The 24,549-nt window shown below is 56.0% G+C and carries 25 protein-coding genes; 12 read left to right on the top strand and 13 right to left on the bottom strand.

The features are described 5' to 3' along the window. Positions 1-234: 234 nt before the first annotated feature. The 3 genes from OS190_RS11130 to OS190_RS11120 all read left to right on the top strand — a co-directional run bounded on the left by OS190_RS11130 (position 235) and on the right by OS190_RS11120 (position 2,762). On the top strand, positions 235-900 hold the full coding sequence (locus OS190_RS11130) for an ATP-dependent Clp protease proteolytic subunit (RefSeq protein WP_267158753.1): 666 nt from the start codon (positions 235-237) through the stop codon (positions 898-900). A 121-nt stretch (positions 901-1,021) separates the two neighbouring features. Then, positions 1,022-2,287 carry an ATP-dependent Clp protease ATP-binding subunit ClpX gene (gene clpX / locus OS190_RS11125; protein WP_267158752.1) on the top strand — a complete coding sequence of 422 codons (1,266 nt, stop codon included), beginning with the start codon at positions 1,022-1,024 and terminating at the stop codon, positions 2,285-2,287. Between the two features lie 112 nt (positions 2,288-2,399). Continuing rightward, positions 2,400-2,762: a RidA family protein gene (locus OS190_RS11120; protein WP_267158751.1), complete on the top strand. Its 363-nt coding sequence runs from the start codon at positions 2,400-2,402 to the stop codon at positions 2,760-2,762. An 18-nt stretch (positions 2,763-2,780) separates the two neighbouring features. On the opposite strand, the gene OS190_RS11115 is transcribed toward OS190_RS11120, so the two are convergent. Next, positions 2,781-4,574 carry an FkbM family methyltransferase gene (locus OS190_RS11115; protein ID WP_267158750.1) on the bottom strand — a complete coding sequence of 598 codons (1,794 nt, stop codon included), beginning with the start codon at positions 4,572-4,574 and terminating at the stop codon, positions 2,781-2,783. A gap of 174 nt (positions 4,575-4,748) precedes the next feature. Here OS190_RS11115 and OS190_RS11110 point away from each other — a divergent pair, with 174 nt between their 5' ends. Both OS190_RS11110 and OS190_RS11105 read left to right on the top strand, forming a co-directional pair. Continuing rightward, positions 4,749-5,132, top strand: a complete 384-nt coding sequence (locus OS190_RS11110) for an NADH:ubiquinone oxidoreductase subunit NDUFA12 (RefSeq protein ID WP_267158749.1) — start codon at positions 4,749-4,751, stop codon at positions 5,130-5,132. Beyond that, positions 5,117-5,506 (top strand): DUF2155 domain-containing protein, encoded by a 390-nt coding sequence (locus tag OS190_RS11105; protein ID WP_267158748.1) that lies wholly within the window; start codon positions 5,117-5,119, stop codon positions 5,504-5,506. Before OS190_RS11110 ends, OS190_RS11105 begins: the two co-directional genes overlap by 16 nt. Here the strand turns inward: OS190_RS11105 and aat are convergent. The 3 genes from aat to accB are packed head-to-tail and all read right to left on the bottom strand — an operon-like array spanning position 5,470 to position 8,003. Continuing rightward, positions 5,470-6,105 (bottom strand): leucyl/phenylalanyl-tRNA--protein transferase, encoded by a 636-nt coding sequence (gene aat, locus OS190_RS11100; protein WP_267158747.1) that lies wholly within the window; start codon positions 6,103-6,105, stop codon positions 5,470-5,472. The two genes, OS190_RS11105 and aat, sit on opposite strands and share 37 nt — an antisense overlap. A 30-nt stretch (positions 6,106-6,135) precedes the next feature. Beyond that, positions 6,136-7,488: an acetyl-CoA carboxylase biotin carboxylase subunit gene (gene accC, locus OS190_RS11095; RefSeq protein WP_267158746.1), complete on the bottom strand. Its 1,353-nt coding sequence runs from the start codon at positions 7,486-7,488 to the stop codon at positions 6,136-6,138. Positions 7,489-7,499: 11 nt separating this feature from the next. Continuing rightward, complete coding sequence (gene accB / locus OS190_RS11090; RefSeq protein ID WP_267158745.1) at positions 7,500-8,003, bottom strand: acetyl-CoA carboxylase biotin carboxyl carrier protein; 504 nt, start codon at positions 8,001-8,003, stop codon at positions 7,500-7,502. Positions 8,004-8,146: 143 nt separating this feature from the next. Here accB and OS190_RS11085 point away from each other — a divergent pair, with 143 nt between their 5' ends. After that, on the top strand, positions 8,147-9,646 hold the full coding sequence (locus OS190_RS11085) for an AMP-binding protein (protein ID WP_267158744.1): 1,500 nt from the start codon (positions 8,147-8,149) through the stop codon (positions 9,644-9,646). Positions 9,647-9,701: 55 nt separating this feature from the next. Here the strand turns inward: OS190_RS11085 and OS190_RS11080 are convergent, their stop codons facing one another. The 5 genes from OS190_RS11080 to OS190_RS11060 form a co-directional block, all read right to left on the bottom strand. Next, a complete protein-coding gene (locus OS190_RS11080; protein WP_267158743.1) occupies positions 9,702-10,454 on the bottom strand; it encodes an ABC transporter ATP-binding protein in 753 nt (250 codons plus the stop codon). A 30-nt stretch (positions 10,455-10,484) separates the two neighbouring features. Then, positions 10,485-11,249 carry an ABC transporter ATP-binding protein gene (locus tag OS190_RS11075; RefSeq protein WP_267158742.1) on the bottom strand — a complete coding sequence of 255 codons (765 nt, stop codon included), beginning with the start codon at positions 11,247-11,249 and terminating at the stop codon, positions 10,485-10,487. Between the two features lie 11 nt (positions 11,250-11,260). Then, complete coding sequence (locus tag OS190_RS11070) at positions 11,261-12,469, bottom strand: branched-chain amino acid ABC transporter permease (RefSeq protein WP_267158741.1); 1,209 nt, start codon at positions 12,467-12,469, stop codon at positions 11,261-11,263. A 3-nt stretch (positions 12,470-12,472) separates the two neighbouring features. Continuing rightward, the gene (locus OS190_RS11065) at positions 12,473-13,501 is read right to left on the bottom strand and encodes a branched-chain amino acid ABC transporter permease (RefSeq protein WP_267158740.1); all 1,029 of its coding nucleotides are present in this window, start codon (positions 13,499-13,501) and stop codon (positions 12,473-12,475) included. Positions 13,502-13,617: 116 nt separating this feature from the next. Further along, positions 13,618-14,964, bottom strand: coding sequence for a substrate-binding protein (locus OS190_RS11060; RefSeq protein WP_267158739.1), 1,347 nt, complete (start codon positions 14,962-14,964; stop codon positions 13,618-13,620). Positions 14,965-15,197: 233 nt separating this feature from the next. Between OS190_RS11060 and OS190_RS11055 the strand changes: the two genes are divergently transcribed. The 4 genes from OS190_RS11055 to OS190_RS11040 all read left to right on the top strand — a co-directional run bounded on the left by OS190_RS11055 (position 15,198) and on the right by OS190_RS11040 (position 20,017). After that, the gene (locus OS190_RS11055; RefSeq protein ID WP_267158827.1) at positions 15,198-16,493 is read left to right on the top strand and encodes a helix-turn-helix domain-containing protein; all 1,296 of its coding nucleotides are present in this window, start codon (positions 15,198-15,200) and stop codon (positions 16,491-16,493) included. A gap of 121 nt (positions 16,494-16,614) precedes the next feature. Further along, the gene (locus tag OS190_RS11050; RefSeq protein WP_267158738.1) at positions 16,615-16,980 is read left to right on the top strand and encodes a response regulator transcription factor; all 366 of its coding nucleotides are present in this window, start codon (positions 16,615-16,617) and stop codon (positions 16,978-16,980) included. A gap of 17 nt (positions 16,981-16,997) precedes the next feature. After that, on the top strand, positions 16,998-17,282 hold the full coding sequence (locus tag OS190_RS11045; protein WP_267158737.1) for a hypothetical protein: 285 nt from the start codon (positions 16,998-17,000) through the stop codon (positions 17,280-17,282). Beyond that, the gene (locus OS190_RS11040; RefSeq protein ID WP_267158736.1) at positions 17,279-20,017 is read left to right on the top strand and encodes an ATP-binding protein; all 2,739 of its coding nucleotides are present in this window, start codon (positions 17,279-17,281) and stop codon (positions 20,015-20,017) included. Before OS190_RS11045 ends, OS190_RS11040 begins: the two co-directional genes overlap by 4 nt. A gap of 142 nt (positions 20,018-20,159) precedes the next feature. Here the strand turns inward: OS190_RS11040 and OS190_RS11035 are convergent, their stop codons facing one another. The 3 genes from OS190_RS11035 to OS190_RS11025 all read right to left on the bottom strand — a co-directional run bounded on the left by OS190_RS11035 (position 20,160) and on the right by OS190_RS11025 (position 21,833). Beyond that, positions 20,160-20,582: a protein tyrosine phosphatase family protein gene (locus tag OS190_RS11035; RefSeq protein ID WP_267158735.1), complete on the bottom strand. Its 423-nt coding sequence runs from the start codon at positions 20,580-20,582 to the stop codon at positions 20,160-20,162. Between the two features lie 51 nt (positions 20,583-20,633). Beyond that, positions 20,634-21,512 (bottom strand): MBL fold metallo-hydrolase, encoded by an 879-nt coding sequence (locus OS190_RS11030; RefSeq protein ID WP_267158734.1) that lies wholly within the window; start codon positions 21,510-21,512, stop codon positions 20,634-20,636. Between the two features lie 81 nt (positions 21,513-21,593). Next, entirely contained in the window at positions 21,594-21,833 is a 240-nt protein-coding gene (locus OS190_RS11025; RefSeq protein ID WP_267158733.1) for a hypothetical protein, read from the bottom strand. Between the two features lie 115 nt (positions 21,834-21,948). Between OS190_RS11025 and OS190_RS11020 the strand changes: the two genes are divergently transcribed. Next, a complete protein-coding gene (locus tag OS190_RS11020; RefSeq protein WP_267158732.1) occupies positions 21,949-22,233 on the top strand; it encodes a DUF2312 domain-containing protein in 285 nt (94 codons plus the stop codon). Positions 22,234-22,424: 191 nt separating this feature from the next. Continuing rightward, complete coding sequence (gene tig / locus OS190_RS11015) at positions 22,425-23,759, top strand: trigger factor (RefSeq protein WP_267158731.1); 1,335 nt, start codon at positions 22,425-22,427, stop codon at positions 23,757-23,759. Between the two features lie 105 nt (positions 23,760-23,864). Here the strand turns inward: tig and OS190_RS11010 are convergent, their stop codons facing one another. Beyond that, complete coding sequence (locus OS190_RS11010) at positions 23,865-24,338, bottom strand: transglycosylase SLT domain-containing protein (RefSeq protein WP_416237394.1); 474 nt, start codon at positions 24,336-24,338, stop codon at positions 23,865-23,867. Positions 24,339-24,549 lie beyond the last annotated feature (211 nt).

Here is a 24,549-nt window from a genome sequence, read left to right as displayed (position 1 = left end):
GCCTGATGTCTGCCAAACCTTGCTGGCAAACGCCAGATGCAACCCCACATGATGTGAAAACGGTCTATACGACCTATTTACCCTACCGTCTTTTTTTCTTGCCAGGTCGGGGAGGGGGCGCGACAAGACGCTTCGATCGTGGTCCCCCCCTTGAAGGTCCCGGAGCCCGCGACTAATCTGATGACAACGGTTTGGCGGGTATGGTCCCGCCAACGCAAAGACAGGCGAGCACAGATGAACGATCCAATAGACACATATATGAACCTCGTGCCGATGGTGGTCGAGCAGACCAGCCGCGGCGAGCGCGCCTATGATATTTTCTCGCGCCTTCTGAAAGAGCGGATCATATTCATCAACGGCCCTATTCACAGCGGCATGAGCCACCTCATCGTTGCGCAGTTGTTGCACCTGGAGGCGGAAAATCCGTCCAAGGAAATCAGCATGTATATCAATTCCCCCGGCGGTGAGGTGTCCGCAGGCCTGTCGATCTATGACACCATGCAATATGTCCGCCCGAAAGTGTCGACATTGATTTGCGGCATGGCGGCATCAATGGGGTCCGTCATTGCGATCGGCGGTGAAAAGGGGATGCGTTTCGCGCTTCCCAACGCCGAAGTGATGGTTCATCAGCCTTCGGGGGGGTCGCAGGGCATGGCAGCGGATATCTTGATCTCTGCCCGTCATATCGAGCAAACCCGCGAGCGAATGTATCAGATGTATATGAAACATTCCGGCCAGGATTATGAGACCGTCCAAAAGGCGCTGGACCGTGATCTGTGGATGACTCCGGAAGAGGCGCTGGAATGGGGACATATCGACGAGATCGTCGCAAACCGTGGCAAAGAAGACGATAAGGACGCCCCCAAGGGCAAGCCCAAGAAGGGCAAAGGCGATAAGTAAGACTGAGCTTTAGTCGCTGCGATTTTACGATTGTAGCGGCCGAGGCACTGCCCTAATGTTCGGGCAAGAACGTGCTGACCCGGTTTGGCGCAAAATTCACGACAGACCTGAAAGGGCTGACATGGCGAATAATTCCAGCGGTGATAGCAAAAACACCCTATATTGTAGCTTCTGCGGCAAAAGCCAGCATGAGGTGCGCAAGCTGATTGCGGGGCCGACTGTGTTCATCTGCGATGAATGTGTCGAGCTGTGTATGGACATCATCCGCGAAGAAACAAAGGCGTCTGGCCTGAAGGCGACAGACGGCGTTCCGACACCCAAAGACATCTGCGACGTGCTGGACGATTATGTGATTGGTCAGGCGATGGCCAAGCGTGTTCTTTCTGTTGCGGTGCACAACCACTACAAACGGTTGAATCATGCCCAAAAAGGGGGTGACATCGAACTGGCCAAATCCAACATTCTGTTGATCGGTCCAACCGGTTGCGGCAAAACCCTGCTGGCGCAAACACTGGCGCGGATTCTGGATGTGCCGTTCACGATGGCAGATGCGACCACCCTGACCGAAGCCGGTTATGTGGGTGAAGATGTGGAAAACATCATCCTGAAGCTGCTGCAATCGTCGGAGTACAACGTGGAACGGGCACAGCGCGGCATCGTCTATATCGACGAGGTTGATAAAATCACGCGCAAGTCCGAGAACCCGTCAATCACCCGTGATGTATCGGGCGAGGGCGTTCAGCAGGCGCTCTTGAAGTTGATGGAAGGCACCGTTGCTTCTGTGCCACCTCAAGGCGGGCGCAAGCATCCCCAGCAGGAATTCCTGCAGGTGGACACAACCAACATCCTGTTTATCTGTGGTGGGGCCTTTGCGGGTCTGGACAAGATCATTTCGGCACGTGGCAAAGGCTCTGCAATGGGCTTTGGTGCAGATGTACGCGACAATGACGAACGTGGCGTGGGCGAAGTGTTCACCGATCTGGAACCGGAAGACCTGTTGAAATTCGGACTGATCCCTGAATTTGTCGGCCGTCTGCCTGTTCTGGCAACATTGGAAGATCTGGACGAAGATGCGCTGGTGACGATCCTGACGCAGCCCAAGAACGCCCTGGTCAAACAATATCAGCGCTTGTTCGAGTTGGAAGACACGCAATTGTCCTTTACCGAAGATGCGCTGACCGCCATCGCGAAACGGGCGATTGAGCGCAAGACCGGTGCGCGTGGTCTGCGCTCGATCCTGGAGGATATATTGCTGGATACGATGTTTGAACTGCCTGGTCTGGACACGGTCACCGAAGTTGTCGTGAATGAAGAGTCGGTGAACTCGGACGCAGCACCCTTGATGATCCACGGCGAGGCCAAGAAAGAACCAGCTACAGCAGGGTGATTTCCGGCATCTCAAGTTTATGAAAAGGGCGTGTCGTGGGACGCGCCCTTTTTCAGTTCTCGGCAAGACGACAGGGTTTGCCGGGTCGGTCAAAAACAATGAGGACTTGGACATGGAAATCAAACGGATACATTCAGGTGGTGAGTTCGAGACAAAGATCGGCTATTGCCGTGCTGTAGTCGCGGGCGGCTTTGTGCATATTGCCGGCACGGTTGGGCAGGGCGAAGACGTCATCAGCCAATGTGCCCATGCTCTTGAGGTCATCGGCAAGGCACTGGAAGAGGCGGGGGCAACCTTCAAAGATGTTGTGCGGGTCACATATATGTTGCCGGATCGCTCTGAATTTGAACCCTGCTGGCCGATTTTGTCCAAGGCATTTGGCGCAAACCCGCCTGCTGCCACGATGGTCGAATGTGGGTTGATCGACCCAAAATATCGCATTGAGATCGAAGTGACGGCATTGGTGCCTGGCTAAGCCTTGGCAAAAATTGACCTAACTCTTGCTGATCACTTCTTCAAACTTGTCGCCAAGACGATTTTGCACATCCTGGGGATCAAGTGAGCGCCATGGTTTGCCGCCCTTGCCGATAAACCCGCCATCTGCCAATGCGGCTTGCAAGGCAGGCATGTTCAGCTCGCCCATCCACATGCGCGGTTTCGCGGGGCCACGGGGTTTCCACGAGCGGATCAATTCTGTGACATTCAGCGGCGCGCGTCCGGTAAAGGCTTCCAGGTGGCGTTCCAGATTGCGCGTCGCCCCCGAAGGACGGCGCACAATCATTGCTACATCAACCGTCGCATCTGCCACCATCGCCAGCATATGCAGTGCGGATCCTTCGGCGGCGATCACTTTTCTTGCGGCCTTGTAGGTTGCGATCTGGTGGTAGACATCATGTTTCTCAGGATGATAAATCGAATAACCTTCTTCTGAAAGACGCGCCTCGAGGTCGGTTTCACCTATCAGATTGCCGCGCCCGGAGGGCAGTTTGCTGCGGCTGATATAAAGTTTTTCAGACCCTTGCGCCGTGACCCTGCGACCAAACCGTTTGGCGATCGCTGCGCGAAATGTCGCTGTGCCCGAGATCATGGGCCCCAGTCCGAAACCGGGGCCGGGCACGATCAGACGTTCAACCCTTTCCGTCGCTGCGATGCTGACAATGGGTGCATCAGTGTCGAGCAATTTGACCAGGTCGCGCTGGAACGCGTGCACTTCGTTGCCGTTACGTGGGCGTTTGGGAATATATAGGATTCCGTCGATTCCCTGATCCAGATGTTCCAGAGCCCAGAGCCGCGCCATGCTTTCCACCAGGAAGTGGCCAAAGTGCATCCACAACACGCCCCCCCAAAGCCAGGTTCCCTTGCGCGTCGCCAAGTTTTCCCGAGGCATTGAAGGTTCAATTGTCAATGCACGGCCATTGCGCCACAAAGCCCCTTGTTCATGATACTGACCCTCAGCTGTCAGAATTCCGGCGGCCTGAACAAATCCCTGTTCGCTTGCCGGAACCACAATCGCGTTGCCTAATGTTGTGATGTCGCTTGTCCAGGATGCAAGAGGTGTCGGACCTTGGAGTTTGGCGTCCCTTACGCAGGTCCAGACCAGGCGGCTGCAATGATCTGGCAATTTGGAAAACCCGGCACGGGTGATGATGGTCTTGCATTCAAGCATGCCTTCGCGACCGTAAACATCTGGATGGAACGCAATCACCAATGCCCGGACACCATCAAGCGCGGCGTGACGCAAGAAGTCCAGCTCGCTGCCCTCGCTGTCAATCAAGAGGACGTCGGGCGAAAAATCATTCTGAATGGTGTCATATTGTGCCGTTGGCACGTCAGTCGGGGCATTGCTGGGTGAACCGGTTTCGATCAGAGAAGAGCCAGGAAAGGAATTGTGAACGTGAAGCGCCATGGTGTCTGCAGGGTCCGGGGCGCTGATCAACACCTGATTGCGCAACTCGATGATGCCGCCCAACTGGTTCATGTCGTATAGTGCGTTGATATGATCGATAAGTGCTGGATTGGCTTCGAAGGACATCAGTTTTTCAGGCTTTGCATTCTTGGCCACGATGGCCCCGACCAGACCGATGCCCGTGCCCATTTCCAGCACGTTGTCGCCTTTTCGCACAACCTGCAATGCACCGGCAATTTCCTGCGCTTCATACCGTTTTGCATTGATCCGCTCGATGCGGTCGGGGGTCAGCATCGGGCTATCGGGCACTTTGATCCCGTAACATTCGGCGACAGGTCTGAGCGCAGCGGTTGCGGGGGGGGCAGGCGGGGTGGGTGTCACAGTTGTCTCCGTTTTCAAAATGATAGCTTTGCCAGGAGGACAGGCCAATGAATTTGCGGAAACTTACCTATATGCCCCTTTATTGGGAGTCTTTGCCGCAACAGTTGAAACGGGTCGCTGGACGCGCCGTGCGCACTGGTGCATAAGCAGATGTGATCGAGCGCGGAGAGCATCATGGGCATTCTGAATACAGTCTTTCGAGCATTGACGTGGTGGCACGGCAATACGTTGAACACCCAGCTGTGGAGTTGGCGCAAAGGCGTCAAAGTGGGCGAGGACGACCAAGGCAATACCTTTTTTCGCAACAAGGACAACACGCGCCGTTGGGTGATGTTCAATGGCGAGATGGAGGCAAGCCGGATCAGCCCCGATTGGCACGGCTGGCTGCACCATACATGGGACGAGCCGCCAACAGACAAGCCGCTGCCGCGCAAGGCGTGGGAAAAACCGCATGTTGAGAACCTGACAGGCAGCATGCTTGCCTATGCGCCTGAAGGATCGCTACGTCTGTCCAAACCCAAGGATCGGTCGGATTACGAGGCATGGAGCCCGGAGTGATCTCGTCGCTGGGTAGATGTTGTGGACCGTTGTTGCTGGTGCTGGGCCTCATGGCCGGCCCTGCTGTTGCGCAGCAAGTTACCAATGCACCAGGAGGGGTATTGCGGGCACTGGACAAGACCTCAGGTCATACGACAGATTTCGAAGTACGGGCGGGTCAGGTATTTCGTGTTGGATCATTGCAAATCGTGATGAATGAATGTCGGTATCCTGCGGGGAACCCCTCTGGTAATGCCTATGCCGCGCTTGAAATTTCCGAAATTGGCAAGGACGGTCTGTTGTTTTCAGGCTGGATGATTGCCTCAGCGCCAGCAGTCTCGGCGTTGGAACATGCCCGTTACGATGTCTGGATCATACGCTGCACCACGTCGTAGGGTTGCAAGGTTTCAACCGAATTAAAGTGCGCCTGGCGGGAAATCGCGTCTTGCAGTTGCGCGTGATACAGGCTGCGGTCGATTTCGACCGCGCCAAGCGAGGCCAGATGCGCGGTTATGAACTGGGTATCAAATAATCGGTAGCCCGCCCGGTTCAATCGGTCAACCAGCGCCGCCAACGCCATTTTTGATCCATTTGTCCGCCGTGAAAACATGCTTTCGCCAAAGAAGGCGGCACCAAGCGTGACACCGTAAACACCACCCACCAGAGTTTCATTTTCCCAAAGTTCACAGGAATGGGCATGGCCGCGTAGATGCAGGGCGCTGTACAGACTGAATATCTCGTCGTTGATCCAGGTATCTGCGCGATCCGCGCAAGCCGCGACGACCGCGTCGAAATTCGTGTCTACCCGGATTTCACAGGTTGTTCGTCGCATCGCCTTTGCCAGTGAACGCGATATATGAAATCCATCCAGCGGCAAAATTCCGCGCCGTTCGGGATCCACCCAGAAGATTTCGGGATCATCGCGGTGTTCGGCCATGGGAAAAATCCCATGGCCGTACCCCTGCAGCAGAAGCTCTGGCGTTAGTTCCGACATGACCGGGGTTCATACTGGTCCCTGATCCGGTCAGGGGGTGCCAAGGTTGGTTTCAAGCCAATGTTCCAGCCAATGGATGTTATAATCGCCGGTGTGCACCGCCTTTTCCTTTAACAGCGCATGAAACAGCGGCACCGTGGTATCCACCCCGTCCACGATCAACTCACCCAGAGCGCGGTTCAGTCGTGCGAGAGCTTCGGGGCGATCGCGTCCATGCACGATCAGCTTGCCGATCAGGCTGTCATAATAGGGCGGGATCGAATAGCCGTCATAGAGGGCGGAATCCATACGTACCCCCAGACCGCCTGGCGCGTGGTATTGGGTGATACGTCCTGGGCAGGGTGTAAAGTTTGGCAGTTTCTCTGCGTTGATGCGGACCTCGATGGCATGTCCGTTGATCTTGAGATCTTCTTGCTGAAAGGACATTTCCATGCCGGCGGCTACGCGGATTTGTTCACGTACCAGATCAACACCAAAAACGGCTTCGGTCACAGGATGTTCAACCTGCAACCGGGTATTCATTTCAATGAAATAGAACTCACCCTTTTCGTAAAGGAATTCTATCGTACCCGCACCGATATAGTTGATGTCTGCCATGGCATCGGCGCAAACCTTGCCGATGCGGGCGCGTTCTTCTGCGGAAATGGCTGGGCCGGGCGCTTCCTCGAACACCTTTTGGTGACGTCGCTGCAATGAACAATCTCGCTCGCCCAGATGAACGGCGCGGCCTTTGCCATCGCCAAAGACCTGAATTTCGATGTGGCGTGGCGTGGTCAGATATTTCTCGATATAGACTTCGTCATTGCCAAAGTTGGACATCCCTTCGGCACGCGCCGTCTGGAACGCCCGTTCCATTTCCTTGGCGGATTGTGCCACTTTCATCCCTTTGCCACCGCCGCCAGCGGTTGCTTTGATGATGACGGGATAGCCCATTTCCTCGCCCAGTGCCTTTGCCTCGTCCAGCGTTGCAACGCCTCCAGCAGAACCGGGCACACAGGGTACTCCGAGCTTTTTCATCGTGTCCTTGGCGGTGATCTTGTCCCCCATCACACGAATATGCTCTGCGGTGGGACCAATAAAGGTCAGCCCGTGATCCTGTACCACCTGCACAAAGTTGGCATTCTCGGACAGAAAACCATAGCCGGGGTGGATCGCTTCGGCTCCGGTGATCTCGCAGGCTGCGATGATGGCCGGTACCGAAAGGTAGGATTGCATCGCGGAGGGTGGCCCGACACAAACGGATTCGTCTGCCATGCGCACATGCATTGCGTCGCTGTCCGCTGTTGAATGCACCGCAACCGAACCGATGCCCATCTCGCGTGCCGCACGGATCACGCGCAGGGCGATCTCGCCCCGATTTGCGATCAGAATTTTGTTAAACATGCGCAGCAGCCCTATTCAATGATGACAAGAGGTGCACCGAATTCAACCGCGTCGCCGTCGCCAACCAGAATCCGCTTGATCGTGCCTGAACGGGGGGCTGGAATGTGGTTCATCGTTTTCATGGCTTCGACGATTAGCAAAGTGTCACCTTCGCCCACTGATGCACCCACCGAGATGAAGGCAGGCGCGCCGGGTTCGCCCTGCATATAAACGGTACCGACCATGGGAGAAGTTACCGCACCGGGATGGCTGGCAGGATCCACAGGGTCGGCCGCTGACGTTGGTGCGGCGACTGCGCTGACCGAAGCGGCGGGTGCTGCCGGGACAGCGGCCTGCATTTGTTGCGGCGCAGCGGATACAATTTGTTGTGGGGGTTTGCGGCTGACACGCACGTTCAGACTGTCATCTTCGGCATAGTCCCGTTTGACTTGAAGTTCGGTCAAATCATTTTCGTTCAAAAGCTCGGCCAACGCCCGGATGAATGCTACATCCGCGTCATGGGTGTTTTTTGTCATATTTTCCTCGACATGTCCCTTGTCCGGCGGTTCAAATCGCCGTGACGTTTGCACAGGTTATAGGCTAATGCGCCGCCCGTGAAAACCCGCCAGTTGAACCCCAGAGATGTGACATGCATTGTGAAGGTGCAAGGAGAAAAACCATGAACCTTTCCCATTGGCTGTCACAGTCTGCGGCGCGGGCACCCGCCGCCCCGGCGCTGTTCATGGGGACAGAACAGGTTGCCGATTATGCCGGTTTTGCCGATCAGGCCGCACGTGTCGCAGCCTGGTTGGAAACCGAAGGTGTGGCACCGGGAGATCGTGTTGCACTTTATATGAAGAACACGCCCGCGTTTCTGATCGTTCTCTACGGGATTTGGCAGGCTGGTGCGGCGGCCGTGCCAATCAACGCCAAGCTGCATCCGCGCGAGGTGGCCTATATACTGGATGATGCGCAAGCCTGTATGGTTTTCGCCACGCAAAGAGAGGCCGATGCCCTGCGCGACAGCAGGGCTTCCGTCCGGGTAGTCGGGGTCAACGATGCGCTATTCGTCGACGAGGTTCTGGCCACTGTTGCAAGCCTGCGGACCGTCGCACGCGGTTCACAGGATCTGGCATGGCTGTTTTATACCTCCGGTACCACGGGCCAACCCAAAGGCGTGATCATCACCCATGGAATGCTGGCGTCGATGGCGGCAAGTTACGCCGTTGATGTAGATCAGGTGAGCGCCCAGGATAGCGCCATTTATGCAGCACCGTTGAGCCATGGTGCCGGGCTCTATGCGATCTTGCATGTGCAGGCCGGAGCGCGGCACGTTTGCCCCGCTTCGGGCGGTTTCGATCCGCAGGAAATCCTGTCGCTTGCGGCGCATTTCGGGTCGGTGCATATGTTCGCGGCACCGACGATGGTCAAACGCCTGACCCAAAGCGCCAAGCCCACAGGCGCAAAGGGGATCGGCCTGCGCACGTTGGTTTACGCCGGCGGTCCGATGTATTTGCAGGATATTATCGAGGCTTCGGACTGGTTTGGCCCGGTGTTTGTACAGATCTACGGGCAGGGTGAATGCCCGATGGGGATCTCGGCATTGTCACGGGCCGATGTGATGCGCCGTACCGGCCAGGGGTGGCGCGCGCGGCTGGCTTCGGTCGGGCGGGCGCAGCAGGGGATCGAGCTGTGCATCTCGGGGCCAGAGGGGGCCAGGCTACCCGCCGGGTCAGAGGGTGAAATCATGGTGCGCGGGCCGACGGTAATGCCGGGATATTGGCGTAATCCGAAAGCGACAGAGCGCACGTTACGCGACGGCTGGTTGATGACCGGCGACATCGGCGTGCTGGATGCAGAAGGCTATCTGACGTTGAAGGATCGAAGCAAGGATGTGATCATCACGGGCGGAGCAAATGTCTATCCCCGAGAGGTGGAAGAGGTGTTGTTGATCCACCCCGAGGTACGGGAAGTGTCGGTCGTCGGACGCCCCCATGCGGAATGGGGTGAAGAGGTCGTGGCCTTTGTTGTCGGCACCGCCAGTGACGCAGTACTGGATGCGCTCTGCCTTGAGAATATCGCACGGTTCAAGCGGCCAAAATCCTACATTCGTCTGAACGAATTGCCAAAGAACAATTATGGCAAGGTGCTCAAGACTGAACTGCGCAGGAGGCTGTAGCGAACCGGCATCGGAAGGTTGTTCTGTCCGATGCCCGCCGCATGTTTATACGATCTCAGATGGCGAGGTATTCTGCGCGTAGTTCGGCGTTGTCCAGTACTTCTTGGGCGGTGCCGTCAAACACGATCCCGCCGGTATCAAGGATCACTGCGCGGTCCGCGAGTTTCAGAGCGCGCACAGCATTTTGTTCAACCAGGATTGTGGTGATGCCTTGTTCCTTGATGATCGTAAGTGTCTTTTCGATTTCGTCGACGATGACAGGGGCAAGGCCTTCGTAAGGTTCATCCAGCAGCAATACCTTGATGTCACGTGCTAGGGCACGGGCAATCGCCAGCATCTGCTGTTCGCCGCCGGACAGGGTTGTGCCGTCCTGGGATTTGCGTTCGCCAAGACGGGGAAAGAGATCATAGAGGCGCTCAAGTGACCAACCGATAGGAGGCGCGATCTGTGCCAGCTTGAGGTTTTCCTCGACCGTAAGGCCGGGAATGATGTTGCGGTCTTCCGGGACAAGCCCAAGGCCGGCTTGCGCCGCCTCGTGCGATTTCATTCGGTGCAATGGCTGGCGGTCCATCCAGATTTCGCCATGGTGCACCTCGGGAGAGGACATTCGGGCAATGGCGCGCAGCGTCGAGGTCTTGCCCGCACCGTTCCGGCCCAACAGGGCAAGGATTTCACCCTCATGCACGTTAAAGCTGATGCCCTGCACGATGTAGCTTTCGCCGTAATAGGCTTCCAAATCCCAGACCGACAGAAAGGCCGGAGCAGTGGCGGCGTGATTTGCATTCTTCGCAATATTTTGCGTGTTCATATGTCTGATCCTTTGACGGCTGGGGCGCGCTTAGGCGGCATCCTGGGATTCACCCAGATAGGCTTCGCGTACCTTTGGGTGGCCTTTGATTTTGTCCGGCGTATCTTCGACAAGGGGGGTGCCCTGCGCCAATACTGTGATGCGATCCGACAGGGAGAACACAACATGCATGTCATGTTCGATGATGGCGATCGTGATGTCGCGTTCGTCCTTGATCTGTTTCAACAGATCGATGGTGTTGTTGGTATCAGCGCGCGCCATACCTGCCGTCGGTTCATCCAAAAGCAACAGGCGCGGTTCTTGTGCCAGGCACATGGCAATCTCAAGACGGCGTTTGTCACCGCGTGACATTGACGACGACTGCATCTCGCGTTTGTCGATCAGGTTCATATCGATTAACATTTGCTCGGCTTTGCCAACGATGTCCTGATCCTTTTCGATGCTGCCAATAGCGTGCATGCGGAAGGCTCCGTCCCGTTTGGCGAAACAGGGGATCAACATGTTTTCCATGACCGTCAGATCGGAAAAGATCTCGGGTGTCTGGAACACTCGGGAAATGCCCATCTGGTTGATCTCATAGGGTTTGCGCCCCAAAACAGATTGCCCGTCAAACATTACCGATCCGGTGTCCGGGATCAGTTTGCCGACCAGACAATTCAGCAATGTTGATTTGCCCGCACCGTTTGGCCCGATGATTGCGTGGCAGGTGTTTTCTTCGACGTTGAGGTTCACATCGCCCAGGGCCTGAAGACCGCCGAACCGTTTGCCCACATTTTTAACTTCAAGAATAGCCATGATGTCTTTCCTTATTCTGCGGGGGTTTTCGAGGTATCGGTGGCTTTCTCAGCCGCTTTTTTGCCGCGGAGTCTTTGGGCAATGCGCTGGCCGCCTTCGACAAGCCCGCCTGGCAGAAAGATCACAACCAGCATGAACAACAGACCGAGGGTCAGATGCCAGCCTTTGCCGACAAACGGATGGACCAGGGCGACCATGAGGTTCTCAAGCCCGTCGGGCATGAAAGAGAACCAGCTGTGCAGGACATTATCGTTGATTTTGGCAAAGATGTTTTCGAAGTATTTGATGAAACCGGCACCGAGGATCGGCCCGATCAGCGTGCCAGCGCCACCGAGGATGGTCATCAGGACCACCTCACCGGAGGCCGTCCATTGCATCCGTTCTGCCCCTGCAAGAGGGTCCATGGAAGCCATCAGACCGCCCGCAAGACCGGCATACATGCCAGAGATCACAAATACGGCCAGTGTATAGGGGCGTGTGTTTAGACCGGTGTAGTTCATCCGCTGCTGGTTTGATTTCACCGCACGCAGCATCAGACCGAAGGGGGAACGGAAGATGCGGATCGCCAGATAGAACGCGGCAATCAGGATCAGCGCACAGAAGTAGTAACCAAAGTTGAAATCAAAGCTCCAGGCACCGACGTCCAACGTGTAGGTGGATTGCATCTTTTGACCGAAAATATGCGGGATGTCTGGCAGGTTTTCGGAGTGAAAGAATTGCGGGTCGGAGGTGTAAACCTGCAAGCCGGTTTCGCCGTTTGTTATGGGGGTGCCGAAAAAGCGGCCAATCAGATCGGAATAGGCGATGGCAAAGAGCATCTGTGCAAAGGCCAAGGTCAGGATCGAGAAATAGATGCCTGAACGACGCAGCGATATATAGCCGATCATCAGGGCAAAGACTGCTGACACGACAACCGACAGGATCATGCCGGGCAGGATGTTGTAACCAAGAAGTTTGAACATCCAGACGGCAGAATATGATCCGATACCGAGAAAGGCAGCATGCCCAAAGCTGAGATAGCCGGTGAGGCCAAACAGCAGGTTGAAGCCGACAGCGAAGACGCCAAAAATCACAAAGCGTTGCATCAGGTCGGGGTAACCGGCGTTGAACTGGGCCATGGCCGAGTCTGTCGGGAAAGGGTTCAGCAGGAAAGGCGCGAAAAGTGCGAGGCCAGCAACAACCAGCAGGAGACCCGCGTCTCTTTTGTTAAGTCCAAACATGTCCTATTCCTCCATCACGCCTTTGCGACCCATCAGGCCACGTGGACGTGTCAGCAAGATAATAATTGCCACTACGTAGATGATGATCTGGTCGATCCCGGGCAAAATATTCTTGATTTCATTCATTGAAGCGAGGCTTTCGAGGATGCCCAGCATGAAGCCTGCCAGAACCGCTCCGGGCAGGGAACCCATGCCGCCCACAACAACAACCACGAAACTGAGCACCAGAAAATCCATGCCCATATGGTAATTGGGTGAGTTGATGGGCGCGTACATGACACCGGCCAAACCCGCGACCGCAGCCGCAATGCCGAACATGATGGTAAAACGCCGGTCGATGTCGATGCCCAGCAGACCAACGGTCTCTCGGTCTGCCATTCCGGCGCGGACCACCATCCCGAAGGTGGTGAACTGCAAGAAAGCAAAAACCGCACCGATGATCGCCGCCGAGAAGGCAAAATAGACCAGACGCCAGTAAGGATAAGCCAGCGAGGTATCAAGACCCAGAAGCGGGCCGAAATCAAAACTGCCGACAAATACAGACGGGGCAGGCGTGGGAAGCGGATTGGCTCCGTAAAAGTATTTGATCACTTCCTGCAAAACGATGGCAAGACCGAAGGTCACAAGAATTTGGTCAGCGTGTGGGCGTTTGTAGAAATGTTTGATCAACCCGCGTTCCATGATGAAACCAACCAGCAGCATCACCGGAATCGCAAAAACGATTGCAAGGGGGACGGACCAGTCAATCAAGGCGGCACCGACCTCGGGGCCGAACCAGTTTTCGACATAGGGAGTTTTGATTTTCAGGGGGTTGCCCAGAAAATCCTTTTCGGTTGCGGAGAGGGATTCCGAACTGAGAGTCAGAATACGCTGCACGGTGACAGAACAGAACGCACCGATCATGAACAAGGCTCCGTGGGCAAAGTTGACCACCCCGAGCGTGCCAAAGATCAGCGTCAGGCCCAAAGCGATCAGCGCATATGCGGATCCCTTGTCCAGGCCATTCAGAAATTGAAGAATAATTGCGTCCATGGTCCCCACCTTTTGGAAAATGTCGCCCGCAGCCCCCGAAAACAGTGCGCGGCGTCATGGGACAGAGCGCACCACAAAAGGATGCGCCCTGTAATTTCTGTAACGAAGTCGCAGGCTTATGCGCCGGGGTTACATGAACCCAGCTCGCCACCGGCAAACATCGGGTGATCCGGCGCATATTCTACTTGCGCACGCGGAGTCACTTCGACAATTTCCAGCGTGTCATATTCGTTGGTCGGGTTCTCTTTGCCCTTCATGACCAACACGTCCTTGAAACACTGGTGGTCATCGCCGCGGTACAGAACCGGACCATTGCCCAAACCATCGAATTCGAAATCTTCCAGAGCTTCGACAACACCACAGGGATTGAATGTGCCAGCGCGTTCGACCGCATCCGCATAAAGCAGCGTCTGAACATAGCAGGTGTGTGCAGAGTTGGACGGCGGACGGCCATATTTTTCACCAAAGGATTTGACAAAGGCCTTGGAGCCCTCATCCTGAAGCTGCCAGTTCCAGTTCATTGAGCCGATAACACCCTGCACGTTTGCGCCCGCACCAGCGGCCATCAACTCGGAGTACAAAGGCACAACGATTTCAAACTTCTTGCCATTCACTTCCTTGTCCAGCAGGCCGAACTGAACTGCATTCGTCAAGGAGTTTACCATGTTCCCGCCGTAGTGGTTCAGAACCAGAACATCGGCACCTGAGTTCAGGACTGGGGCGATATAAGAAGAGAAGTCAGTGGAAGCGAGCGGCGTCAAAACATTGTTGACTGTTTCCCAGCCCATTGCCTCGGTTGCGGCTGCAATCGATTCCTGCTGTGTCCAGCCCCATGTATAGTCTGCGGTCAGGTGGTAGGCCTTACGGTCGGAACCATAGGCGTTTTTCAACACTGGCGCGAGCGCGGCTGCCGACATGTAACCATTAAAGAAGTGACGGAACCCGTTGGCCTTCTTATCCTTGCCTGTGGTGTCGTTGGAATGCGTCAACCCGGCCATAAAGATGACACCGGCTTCCTGGCAAAGACCCTGAACAGCAACAGCTACACCAGAAGAAGACCCGCCGTTGATCATGACGGCCCCGTCTTTTTCAATCATGGCTTTTGCAGATGCGCGGGCAGCGTCTGACTTGGTCTGAGTGTCGCCAGTGACGAATTCGACCTTCTTGCCCAGGATGCCGTTGCCCTTCAGTGCCTTGGAACTGAATGTGTTCATCATCCCGCCGTCGCCTTCGCCGTTCAGATGCTGGACTGCCAGCTCCTGCGCGCGCAGTTCGTCAAGACCTTCTTCGGCATAGGGGCCGGTTTGCGGGACGTTGAAGCCCAGAGTTACCGTTGAGCCAGTGGGTGCGTTGGTAAAGCCGGAGTGGCCGTCAGCGCGCAGATACGTCGGCAGTGCAAGACCGGCACTTGCCACGGCACCTGTTTTGATCAGGCCACGACGTGTGGGGTTCGAAAATGACATAGATTCCTCCCGGATTATTATTCGCCTGCCCATCCTCCAGGGCAGTACGACACAATTGTGCAAAGCCAGTATCGCTTGATTTGAGAAAACCGATCAATAACCCCCTTGGAGGTCACACTTATTTTGTAAAAATGTTCGCAATTTCGGATGAAATTTTGTAAACAAAGTAATATTGCAGCGCAGAAACGCTTTGAAATTGCGCGATATTGCGTAGATTTACGGGGGCAGAATTCATGGCAAGGGAGGCACTTACCGGCAGCCGCATCCGTGAACGTCGTGTGATGGCGGGGCTCAAACAGGCCGACCTCGCCCGTCAGATCGGAATCTCGCCCAGTTACCTCAATCTGATCGAGCACAATCGGCGCAGAATCGGTGGCAAATTGTTGCTCAACATTGCAGCTGCGTTGGGCGTTGAACCGAATGCACTGACCGAAGGGGCCGAAGCCGCCTTGCTGGCCACGTTGCGTGAAGCGGCGGATCGTGCCGGGATGAGCGGCGAGGAATCCGCGCGCGCGGATGAGTTTGCCGGACGTTTCCCCGGGTGGGCCGATGTGCTGGCGGGCACGGCAAAACGGGTTGCCGCCCTGGAGCAGACGATCGAGGCGCTGAACGACCGTCTGGCCCATGATCCCCATCTTGCGGCTTCGATGCATGAATTGTTGAGTACCGCTGCTGCCATCCGGTCGACCGCAGCTATTCTGGCCGAGACAGAGACCTTGCAACCGGAATGGCGGGACCGGTTTCATGCCAACATTCATCAAGACAGCCGACGGTTATCCGCCAGTGCAGAATCGATTGTGGCTTATCTGGATGCCGAAACGGGCGCGGTGGATGCAGCCGGTTCTCCACAGGAAGAGGTAGAACTCTATCTGGGTGCGAACAATTTCAGTTTTGCTCAACTGGAATTGGGCACGCCTGGGCCAGAGGTTGTGGACAAAATGGTACAGGCCGCGCCGCAACTGGTGTCCGCGGCGTCCAAATTCATCACCACCTTTGCCCTGCGTCAGGTGGCGGAAGATGCCGCAGTGCTGAAGCTGTCAGACCTCAGAGCGGCCGTTGCGCGGGTGGGTGCCGATCCGCTGACCTTGGCGCAGCAGTTGCACTGCCCGCTGCCGTGCCTGTTGCGCCGGATGGCGGCCTTGCCGGAACTTGGTGCGGGATTGGTCGTTTGTGACCGTTCCGGCACGGTGATCTTTCGCAAATCCATTGAGGGTTTTACCGTGCCGCGACATGGATCTTGTTGTCCGCTTTGGCCGTTGTTCGTGGCTCTTGGGCAGCCGGGGAGCGCGGCACATGCCCGCATCACTCAATCGGGGCGTGCCGATGCTTCCTTTGACGGATATGCGGCGGCTGAGACTGTTTCGATTGCCGGATACAACACTGCCCCTTTGGTTCAGGCCGTCATGTTGTTGCTTCCGGCCAAAGTTGGCGGTGATCAAAGTCTTGGCGTTGGATCAACCTGTCGGGTCTGTCCGCAGGATAATTGTCATGCAAGACGAGAACCCTCTGTGCTGAGTGTCGGGGTCTAGTTCCACGGCAAGCAGCGAAGATCACCTTTTGACAGGCCTGCATCTCCGGTGCATGGTTATCTGACAGCGTTACATCCGCATCAGACGGAGCGGGCGCTGCAAAGGGGGAGGGCCGTCGCACTTGAGCAAACATGTTGTGTTGGTTGAAGACGAAGTAAACATTGCAGAGGCCATTCGGTTTTTGTTGTCAAACGAAGGCTGGCGCGTCGAAACATTGGCCAACGGTATTTCCGCTGTCGAGGTGATCCGCAATGTCTCTCCTGATCTGGTGATGCTGGATGTGATGTTGCCGGGCAAGAGCGGTTTCGAGATATTGCATGACTTGCGCAGTGATCCGGCGTTTGCGGCCTTGCCGGTGTTGATGCTGACCGCACGCGGTCAGTCACGTGACCGCGAGATGGCGGAAAAAGCAGGCGTGAGCCGCTTTATGACCAAACCGTTTTCGAATGCCGAAATGTTGGACGCAGTGCGCGACCTGACCAGCTGAGCTTAGGGGAAATGCCCATGGCAGACCGCCCTGTTTTTCTGGAACGCCGCAGTTACCGTCTGCGCAGGATGATGGACGCTGTGCGGTTCCTGCCGTTTTTGGGGTTGGCCTTGTGGATGGTTCCGTTGCTCTGGCCCTTGCCCGCAGCAGAGGTCGCAAAGAACGGCATCCCGATGAGCACCGCGTTGCGCTATCTTTTCTGTGTATGGCTGATGCTGGTGATCTCTGGCTGGCTCTTGTGGCGCAAGACGCGGGTGCAACACCCATCAGAGCCTGCGAACGCTCAGGACACAGTTGAATGACGGTCGGTATCAACCAACTGGTGTTCGTCTGTCTGGCCTATGTGGTGTTCCTGTTTGTCATCGCGTTTCTGGCTGAACGTGCAGCGATGCAAGGCCGGTTTGCCGCTGTGCTGCGTTCGCCCCTTGTATATACCCTGTCGTTGTCGATTTATTGCACCGCCTGGACCTTTTACGGTGCCGTCGGCTATGCGGCGCGATCGGGACTGGAGTATGTGACGATCTATCTCGGGCCGTCATTGGTCATGATCGGCTGGTGGTGGATCTTGCGCCGTCTGGTCAGTATCGGGCGCAACCAGCGTGCGACCTCGATCGCGGATCTGATCTCGTCGCGTTATGGCAAGTCGAATACCCTGGCGATTGTCGTGACCCTTATGGCGGTGATCGGGGTGACCCCATACATCGCGCTGCAATTGCAATCTGTGGTTCTGTCCCTGGCGACCTTTGCCGCCTTGGAAGGCGAAGGGCACGGGTTTAATCCGACACAAGCCGCATTCTGGGTTGCCACTGGACTGGCGTTGTTCACGGTCCTTTTCGGCACCCGGAACCTGAACGTTAACGAACGCCACCATGGCATTGTGATTGCGATTGCTGCGGAAGCGGTTGTAAAGCTGGTTGCTTTGCTGGCGGTCGGTGCATTCGTGGTGTGGGGGTTGGCCGGCGGTTTGAGCGAGACCCTGGCCCGGATCGACGCTTCGAAAATCGGCGCATGGGAGGTGCAGAGCAGCCGCTGGGTCGCATTGACCGTTTTGTCTGCCGCCGCCTTCCTGTGCCTTCCGCGCATGTTTCAGGTGATGGTGGTCGAAAACGATGACGAGCGGTATTTGCAAATCGCATCATGGGCTTTTCCCACCTATCTGATGCTAATGAGCCTCTTTGTGGTGCCGATTGCGGTTGTCGGACTGGATTTGTTGCCCGAAGGCTCAAACCCGGATCTGTTTGTCCTCAACCTGCCGTTGAGCCAAAACCAGAACGGTCTGGCGACGCTGTCTTTCCTTGGCGGTTTTTCATCCGCAACCTCGATGGTCATTGTGGCCACCCTGGCCCTCAGTACCATGGTCAGCAACCACATCGTGATGCCTGTCTGGCTCACGCTGCGGCAGGGAGGGGCGACGCAATCAGGCGATGTGCGTGGTGTGGTGATCCGTGCCCGGCGCCTGTCCATTCTGCTCATCATTGCGCTGGGCTTTTTATATTACCGGGCCTCGGGCGGCAGTGGGGCACTTGCCGCCATCGGCACCATTAGTTTTGGAGGTGTTGCACAGTTTCTTCCGGCGTTGTTGGGCGGTATTTTTTGGCGTGGCGCGACGCGAAACGGGGCGCTCTGTGGCTTGGGGCTGGGTTTTGCCATCTGGCTGTTTACCATGCTGTTGCCCAGTTTTGGCGTCGATGCGTCCTTGTCACGCGAAACATTCGAACATGGTCTCTTTGGCCTCAACTGGCTGCGTCCACAAGCGTTGTTCGGCATCGAAGGGCTGGACCCCACGGTTCATGCCGTAGTCTGGAGCCTGTCGCTGAACCTCATGATGTTCACGCTGGTTTCATTGCTGACCTTCCCTGACCCGATCGAGCGCTTGCAGGGAGCACAGTTTGTAAATGTACTGGATCATTCCGGACCGTCGCGGTTCTGGACGGCCTCGGTTGCAGGCAGCGAAGATTTGATGATCATGAGCCAGCGCATTCTTGGTGCATCCGAGGCGCAAAGGTTCTTTCGCAAACAGGCCAAGGCGCAGGGTGTTCCCGGACATCTACCTGAGCCGACACCAGATTTCATCGAAGCCCTGGAGCGCGAGTTGGCCGCGTCCGTCGGGGCGGCAACGGCCCATGCAATGGTTGCGCAGATCGTTGGCAGCAGCGCGGTTTCTGTGCAGGATTTGCTGGCGGTGGCGGATGAATCTGCCCAGATGCTGGAATATTCGAGTCAACTGGAGCAAAAATCACAAGAGCTTTCCGAGACCGCGGCGCAGTTGCGCATGGCGAACGAGAAATTGACCCAGTTGTCGTTGCAAAAGGACGGGTTTCTCAGCCAGATCAGCCACGAGCTGAGGACACCGATGACCTCGATCCGGTCATTTTCAGAAATCCTGCGCGATACCAGTAGCCTGACGGAAGCGGACAAGACGCGGTATGCCTCCATCATTCATTCTGAAACGCTGCGGTTAACCCGGCTGCTGGATGATCTGTTGGATTTATCGGTGTTGGAAAACGGCCAGGTCTCACTGTATCTGGGACAGGATGGACTTCATAATGTGATCGCACGGGCGGTCACGACGGTCGTTTCAGGGGGCGAGGGACGTTTGAAGGTCCACGTGGTCCCGAACGAAAAGGATGTTGTGCTTAACACTGACCTGGACCGGTTGGTTCAGGTGTTCATCAATCTTATCAGCAATTCCCAGAAATACTGCATGACGGATGTGCCGGAACTCACCATTTCACCGAAGCTGACCGATACAGGTTTGACGGTTGATTTTGTCGACAATGGCCAGGGCATCGCACCGGACGAACAAGCGGTGATCTTTGAAAAGTTTTATCGCATCGGCGGGTCACAGGGGGATGGTGCCGGACTGGGGTTGGCAATCTGTCAGGAAATCATGGAACGGCTGGGCGGGGGGATCAGCTATCTCAAGGGACATAACGGCGGCGCGTTCCGGGTGTTCCTGCCTGGTACGGCCCTGGCCTTTGATACGACTTATCGCGAGGCAAGGACCCCGGCACGTTCTGATGTCTCACGAAGCTGATGAAGGGGTGCTGTAGGTTTTATGCGCTGGAAATGCTGAAACTGTCGAACTGATCGCAGCCCAGGATACCACGGATTGCGCAACAGCGACCTTTGTCAGGTCCAGTGCGGGCGGCAGCCGGACCAGGGGAAGGGCCGCCCGATCAAATAAAGGGTTGCGCCAGTGCTCCGCGCATATGGGCGATGTCATACCCTGCGTTGGCTGCGGTTTCGATGATATGATCCGCCTCCATCTCTCCGGCCTGTGCCAGGGCCCATGCGATGGTCGAACGGGTGCCCGAAGCGCAATAGGCCAGCACGACCTCGTCGCTGCCCGATCCCAGATCGCGGTTCTTGGCGATCACATCGGGTACCATGCTTTGATGGGTCAGGGGCTGTTGTACAAAACTCAACCCTGCAGCCTCGGCAGCGTCGCGGATCGCAGCACTGGCATGGGTTGGCGGGACTTCGGCGTCAGGCCGGTTGCACAAGATTCGCGTGATACCTGCCGCCTTGAGGTCGGCCATGTCCTCGCTGGCGATTTGCGGGCTGACGAAATAGCGGGGGGTTAACTGTCGGATATTCATACCGATCCCTTACGCAAGGTGAATAAAACTGTCCAGAGGTCAGCTGCCGGTTCATAGTCGGTTAATTGGTAGTTTCAGCATGACCCTGCCGTCTTTGTCGGCGGGGGGCATATGGCCTGCACGCATGTTGACCTGCAGCGAAGGAAAAATCAACTTGGGCATTCCAAGCTGAGCATCGCGTGTCTCGCGCAATTTTACAAAACTGTCCTCGTCCGTGCCACCGCCAATATGGACATTCACGGCCTTTTGCGCGCACACGGTTGTTTCCCAGGCAAATTTGTCGCGCCCCGGTGCCTTGTAATCATGTCCGACAAAGATGCGGGTTTCGTCTGGAAGGGACAGGATACGCTGGATGGATTGATACAGATCATGGGCCGAGCCGCCGGGAAAATCACAACGTGCCGTGCCAAAATCCGGCATGAACAGTGTATCACCAACAAAGGCCGCATCCCCGATGTGATAGGTTAGGCAGGCAGGCGTATGGCCCGGCGTATGCATCACATCGGCACGCATCTGCCCGATGTGAAAGCTGTCACCATCGGCAAAAAGCGCGTCAAACTGGCTGCCATCCCGCTGAAATTCAGTGCCCTCATTAAAGACTTTGCCAAAGGTATCCTGCACCACATTGATCCGGTTGCCGATGCCGATTTTTCCGCCAAGTTTTTCCCGCAGGTAGGGGGCGGCGGACAGGTGGTCGGCATGGACGTGGCTTTCCAGCACCCATTCCGTTTTCAGACCCGTTTCATGGATGAAGGCGATGATCTTGTCCGCTGACCCTGTTTCAGTGCGTCCAGCAGCCTGGTCGAAATCAAGTACTGAATCGATGACGGCGCATGCGGAGCCCTGCGGGTCTTGCACGACATAGCTGACGGTATTTGTACCTTCGTCAAAAAATGCGGTTACTATCGGGGAAGGGACGGATTGTGGCATCTCGGGGTCTCTCCTTGGTCAGGATGCAAGATAGCCCGAATTTCAGATTTCGCCAAGCGGTTCACGTGTCGAACCATACACTTAGGCGAGGAAGATACCGACGATGACCATCATCAAACCGATCACCGACAGAAACAATGCACCAAGGTTCACGGGCAAGGCGGATTGCAGCACATTGCGCATTGCATCGTCATCCAGATTGGCGCGTTTGGCACGGCTGACCCGCAGAATGCACCAGACCAGACCCGCAAGGCCCATCAGCGACAGAGCGGCACCGGACCAGATGACGATGTCAAAGACGGATGATGATTGATTTTCCATGGCGCTATCCGCTACGCCAAATGCCGCGCAGGGGCAAGGGTGGCTTGCAGGTCACGAAAGCGGGGGGTAGTCAGCGTGCAAAGCAAACACGATCTCAAGCGCAGGAAACCCAGACATGAGTGATCAAGCCAACAATTCAGACGTTATTGAAGCCCAGGGCGACGCAACATACCGTGTCACAGCAAATGAACTGCGCCAGTTTGTCGAGCGGATCGAGCGGCTGGACGCAGAGAAGAAAGATCTGGCCGAACAGCAAAAAGAGGTCATGGCCGAGGCAAAGGCACGCGGTTACGACACCAAGGTTTTACGCAAGGTTATTGCGCTGCGCAAACGCGATGCGGATGACATTGCCGAAGAAGAGGCGGTGATGGAAATGTATAAAGAAGCCTTGGGTATGTAGGCCAGTCTCAGCCTGCAAGGGGCGCTGATACCCAGGCAGGCGGTGAGGCATTTTCTTGGCGGCGGGCAGGAAGGTGGCGTGGCCGGTCCCGCCTTGCCAAACGGGCCTTGCACCTTGGGGCACACCTTAATAGAAGGATGCAAATTTTCCCCCGCGTATTCCCTCACGCGGCTTATTTTTATGGAGCACACATGCAGGTCAATGAGACGCTGAACGAAGGTCTGAAACGCGCCTATTCCATCACGGTGACCGCCGCTGAACTGGAAGCCAAGGTCAACGAAAAACTGGCCGAAGCGCAGCCTGAAGTCGAGATGAAGGGTTTTCGCAAAGGCAAGGTTCCGATGGCACTGCTGAAAAAGCAGTTTGGCCAGAAGGTTATGGGCGAAGCGATGCAGGAAAGCATCGATGGTGCCATGACCGAACATTTTGAGAAATCCGGCGACCGCCCTGCAATGCAGCCCGAAGTCAAAATGACCAACGAAGACTGGAAAGAGGGCGATGACGTCAATGTAGACATGTCCTACGAAGCGCTTCCCGAGATTCCCGAGTTGGATATGTCCGGCATCAAGTTGGAAAAGCTGGTGGTCAAGGCAGACGACGCAGCGATCGAAGAGGCGCTTGCGAATCTGGCTGAAACCGCACAGGATTTCAAAGCCCGCAAAAAAGGTTCCAAAGCCAAAGACGGTGATCAGGTTGTCATGGACTTCCTCGGCAAGGTTGACGGCGAAGCCTTTGAAGGCGGTGCAGCGGATGATTTCCCTCTGGTGCTGGGGTCCGGTAACTTCATCCCAGGTTTCGAAGAACAATTGGTCGGTGTGAAAGCGGGTGAGGAAAAGGCTGTGACCGTGACCTTCCCGGACGAATACCAGGCAGAGCATCTGGCAGGCAAAGAAGCCGTATTCGATTGCACCATCAAGGAAGTCAAAGAACCTGTTGCCGCTGAAATCAACGATGAAATGGCCAAGAAATTCGGTGCCGAGGATCTGGCTGCGTTGAAGGTGCAAATCGCCGAGCGTCTTGAGGCGGAATATGCCGGCGCCTCCCGCGCGGTCATGAAGCGCGGTTTGCTGGACGCATTGGACAAGATGGTCGATTTCGATCTTCCCCCGTCACTCGTGAAAGCCGAAGCAGGCCAGATTGCGCATCAGTTGTGGCATGAAGAAAATCCTGACGTCGAAGGCCATGATCACCCCGAGATCGAAACAACGGATGAACACACAACCCTGGCAAACCGCCGCGTGCGTTTGGGACTGTTGCTGGCAGAGATCGGCCAGCGCGCCGAAGTCGAGGTGACCGATGCCGAGATGACCCAGGCAATCATGAATCAGGCGCGCCAATACCCTGGTCAGGAGCGCCAGTTCTTTGAGTTCGTTCAGCAAAACCAGCAAATGCAGCAGCAGTTGCGTGCGCCCTTGTTTGAGGACAAGGTTGTCGACCACATTGCAGAAGCCGCGAATGTGTCTGAGAAAGAAGTGTCCAAGGACGAATTGCAGAAGGCTGTTGAGGCGCTTGAAGACGCTGAGTGATCAACACAGTTTTAATTCTTCGAAAGGCCGCGCTGTGATGTGCGGCCTTTTTTGTGGGGGTATCGTGTGCATGGCCCTAGAGAGGGTGATGGAAACCAAGAGGGTTCAGCTTTGGCGCAATCCGGTTTCAACCAACATGCCCCGTCTTTTTGCCTCGTAATAATAACCGCGCGCATACCATTTTATGGCGGTGGCATGATCCCCGTCTGACAGCAGCCAGGCACCGCGCAGATATTTCAGGGCAAACTCAAGGTTGGTATCAGCATCCAGCAAATCGGTTGGTTGGCCGCGAAATCCCATGGATCGCGCGGTCGCAGGCAGGATTTGCAGCAACCCGTAATAGGGGCCATTGCGTGCACGTGGGTTATGGGTGCTTTCGCGTATTGCCAGGCGGTGTACCAGGCTGCGCGGCAGCTCGTAATGATCAGCCCAATGGTTGATCTTGCGACGCAGTTCAGGGGTTTCATTGGGGAATAGCGGCAAGGCGGCCTGTGCGGAGTCTGGTTGCCGCGGCGTCGCGCAGCCAGCAAGGGAGGCGCAGACAAGCATGAGAAAAGTACGGCGAGTTGTCCTGTGCATAAATTGTGCTTCTTTGATTCCAGTGCTGCAGATTAAGGGCCAAGGGCCATCTGCCGCAACCAGGGGGCCAGCGAATGGCAGGCTTTCGCCCATCACCGCCGATCAAACGTTATAACACGCCAGAGATGCGAAACCGGTGGGGCGGGTGATCCGAAGAGTTTGGCATCAATTTGTCCAAGCCTTACCGCAAAGTTACCACATTTTGCGGATA

The sequence above is a fragment of the Sulfitobacter sp. F26204 genome, assembly GCF_026410305.1.
Taxonomy (GTDB): domain Bacteria; phylum Pseudomonadota; class Alphaproteobacteria; order Rhodobacterales; family Rhodobacteraceae; genus Sulfitobacter.
The sequence above is the reverse complement of the archived record's forward strand: the minus strand, read 5'-3'. Positions and strand labels throughout refer to the sequence as shown.

Bases quoted from the DNA above. Each gene is read 5' to 3' on its own strand.
- OS190_RS11085 (WP_267158744.1), top strand. From the start codon at position 8,147: ATGAACCTTTCCCATTGGCTGTCACAGTCTGCGGCGCGGGCACCCGCC.
- tig (WP_267158731.1), top strand. From the start codon at position 22,425: ATGCAGGTCAATGAGACGCTGAACGAAGGTCTGAAACGCGCCTATTCC.
- OS190_RS11020 (WP_267158732.1), top strand. From the start codon at position 21,949: ATGAGTGATCAAGCCAACAATTCAGACGTTATTGAAGCCCAGGGCGAC.
- OS190_RS11060 (WP_267158739.1), bottom strand. From the start codon at position 14,964: ATGTCATTTTCGAACCCCACACGTCGTGGCCTGATCAAAACAGGTGCC.
- OS190_RS11080 (WP_267158743.1), bottom strand. From the start codon at position 10,454: ATGAACACGCAAAATATTGCGAAGAATGCAAATCACGCCGCCACTGCT.
- accB (WP_267158745.1), bottom strand. From the start codon at position 8,003: ATGACAAAAAACACCCATGACGCGGATGTAGCATTCATCCGGGCGTTG.
- OS190_RS11105 (WP_267158748.1), top strand. From the start codon at position 5,117: ATGGAGCCCGGAGTGATCTCGTCGCTGGGTAGATGTTGTGGACCGTTG.
- accC (WP_267158746.1), bottom strand. From the start codon at position 7,488: ATGTTTAACAAAATTCTGATCGCAAATCGGGGCGAGATCGCCCTGCGC.
- OS190_RS11030 (WP_267158734.1), bottom strand. From the start codon at position 21,512: ATGCCACAATCCGTCCCTTCCCCGATAGTAACCGCATTTTTTGACGAA.
- OS190_RS11120 (WP_267158751.1), top strand. From the start codon at position 2,400: ATGGAAATCAAACGGATACATTCAGGTGGTGAGTTCGAGACAAAGATC.
- OS190_RS11065 (WP_267158740.1), bottom strand. From the start codon at position 13,501: ATGGACGCAATTATTCTTCAATTTCTGAATGGCCTGGACAAGGGATCC.
- OS190_RS11010 (WP_416237394.1), bottom strand. From the start codon at position 24,338: ATGCACAGGACAACTCGCCGTACTTTTCTCATGCTTGTCTGCGCCTCC.
- OS190_RS11130 (WP_267158753.1), top strand. From the start codon at position 235: ATGAACGATCCAATAGACACATATATGAACCTCGTGCCGATGGTGGTC.
- OS190_RS11040 (WP_267158736.1), top strand. From the start codon at position 17,279: ATGACGGTCGGTATCAACCAACTGGTGTTCGTCTGTCTGGCCTATGTG.
- OS190_RS11035 (WP_267158735.1), bottom strand. From the start codon at position 20,582: ATGAATATCCGACAGTTAACCCCCCGCTATTTCGTCAGCCCGCAAATC.
- aat (WP_267158747.1), bottom strand. From the start codon at position 6,105: ATGTCGGAACTAACGCCAGAGCTTCTGCTGCAGGGGTACGGCCATGGG.
- clpX (WP_267158752.1), top strand. From the start codon at position 1,022: ATGGCGAATAATTCCAGCGGTGATAGCAAAAACACCCTATATTGTAGC.
- OS190_RS11025 (WP_267158733.1), bottom strand. From the start codon at position 21,833: ATGGAAAATCAATCATCATCCGTCTTTGACATCGTCATCTGGTCCGGT.
- OS190_RS11055 (WP_267158827.1), top strand. From the start codon at position 15,198: ATGGCAAGGGAGGCACTTACCGGCAGCCGCATCCGTGAACGTCGTGTG.
- OS190_RS11070 (WP_267158741.1), bottom strand. From the start codon at position 12,469: ATGTTTGGACTTAACAAAAGAGACGCGGGTCTCCTGCTGGTTGTTGCT.
- OS190_RS11045 (WP_267158737.1), top strand. From the start codon at position 16,998: ATGGCAGACCGCCCTGTTTTTCTGGAACGCCGCAGTTACCGTCTGCGC.
- OS190_RS11110 (WP_267158749.1), top strand. From the start codon at position 4,749: ATGGGCATTCTGAATACAGTCTTTCGAGCATTGACGTGGTGGCACGGC.
- OS190_RS11075 (WP_267158742.1), bottom strand. From the start codon at position 11,249: ATGGCTATTCTTGAAGTTAAAAATGTGGGCAAACGGTTCGGCGGTCTT.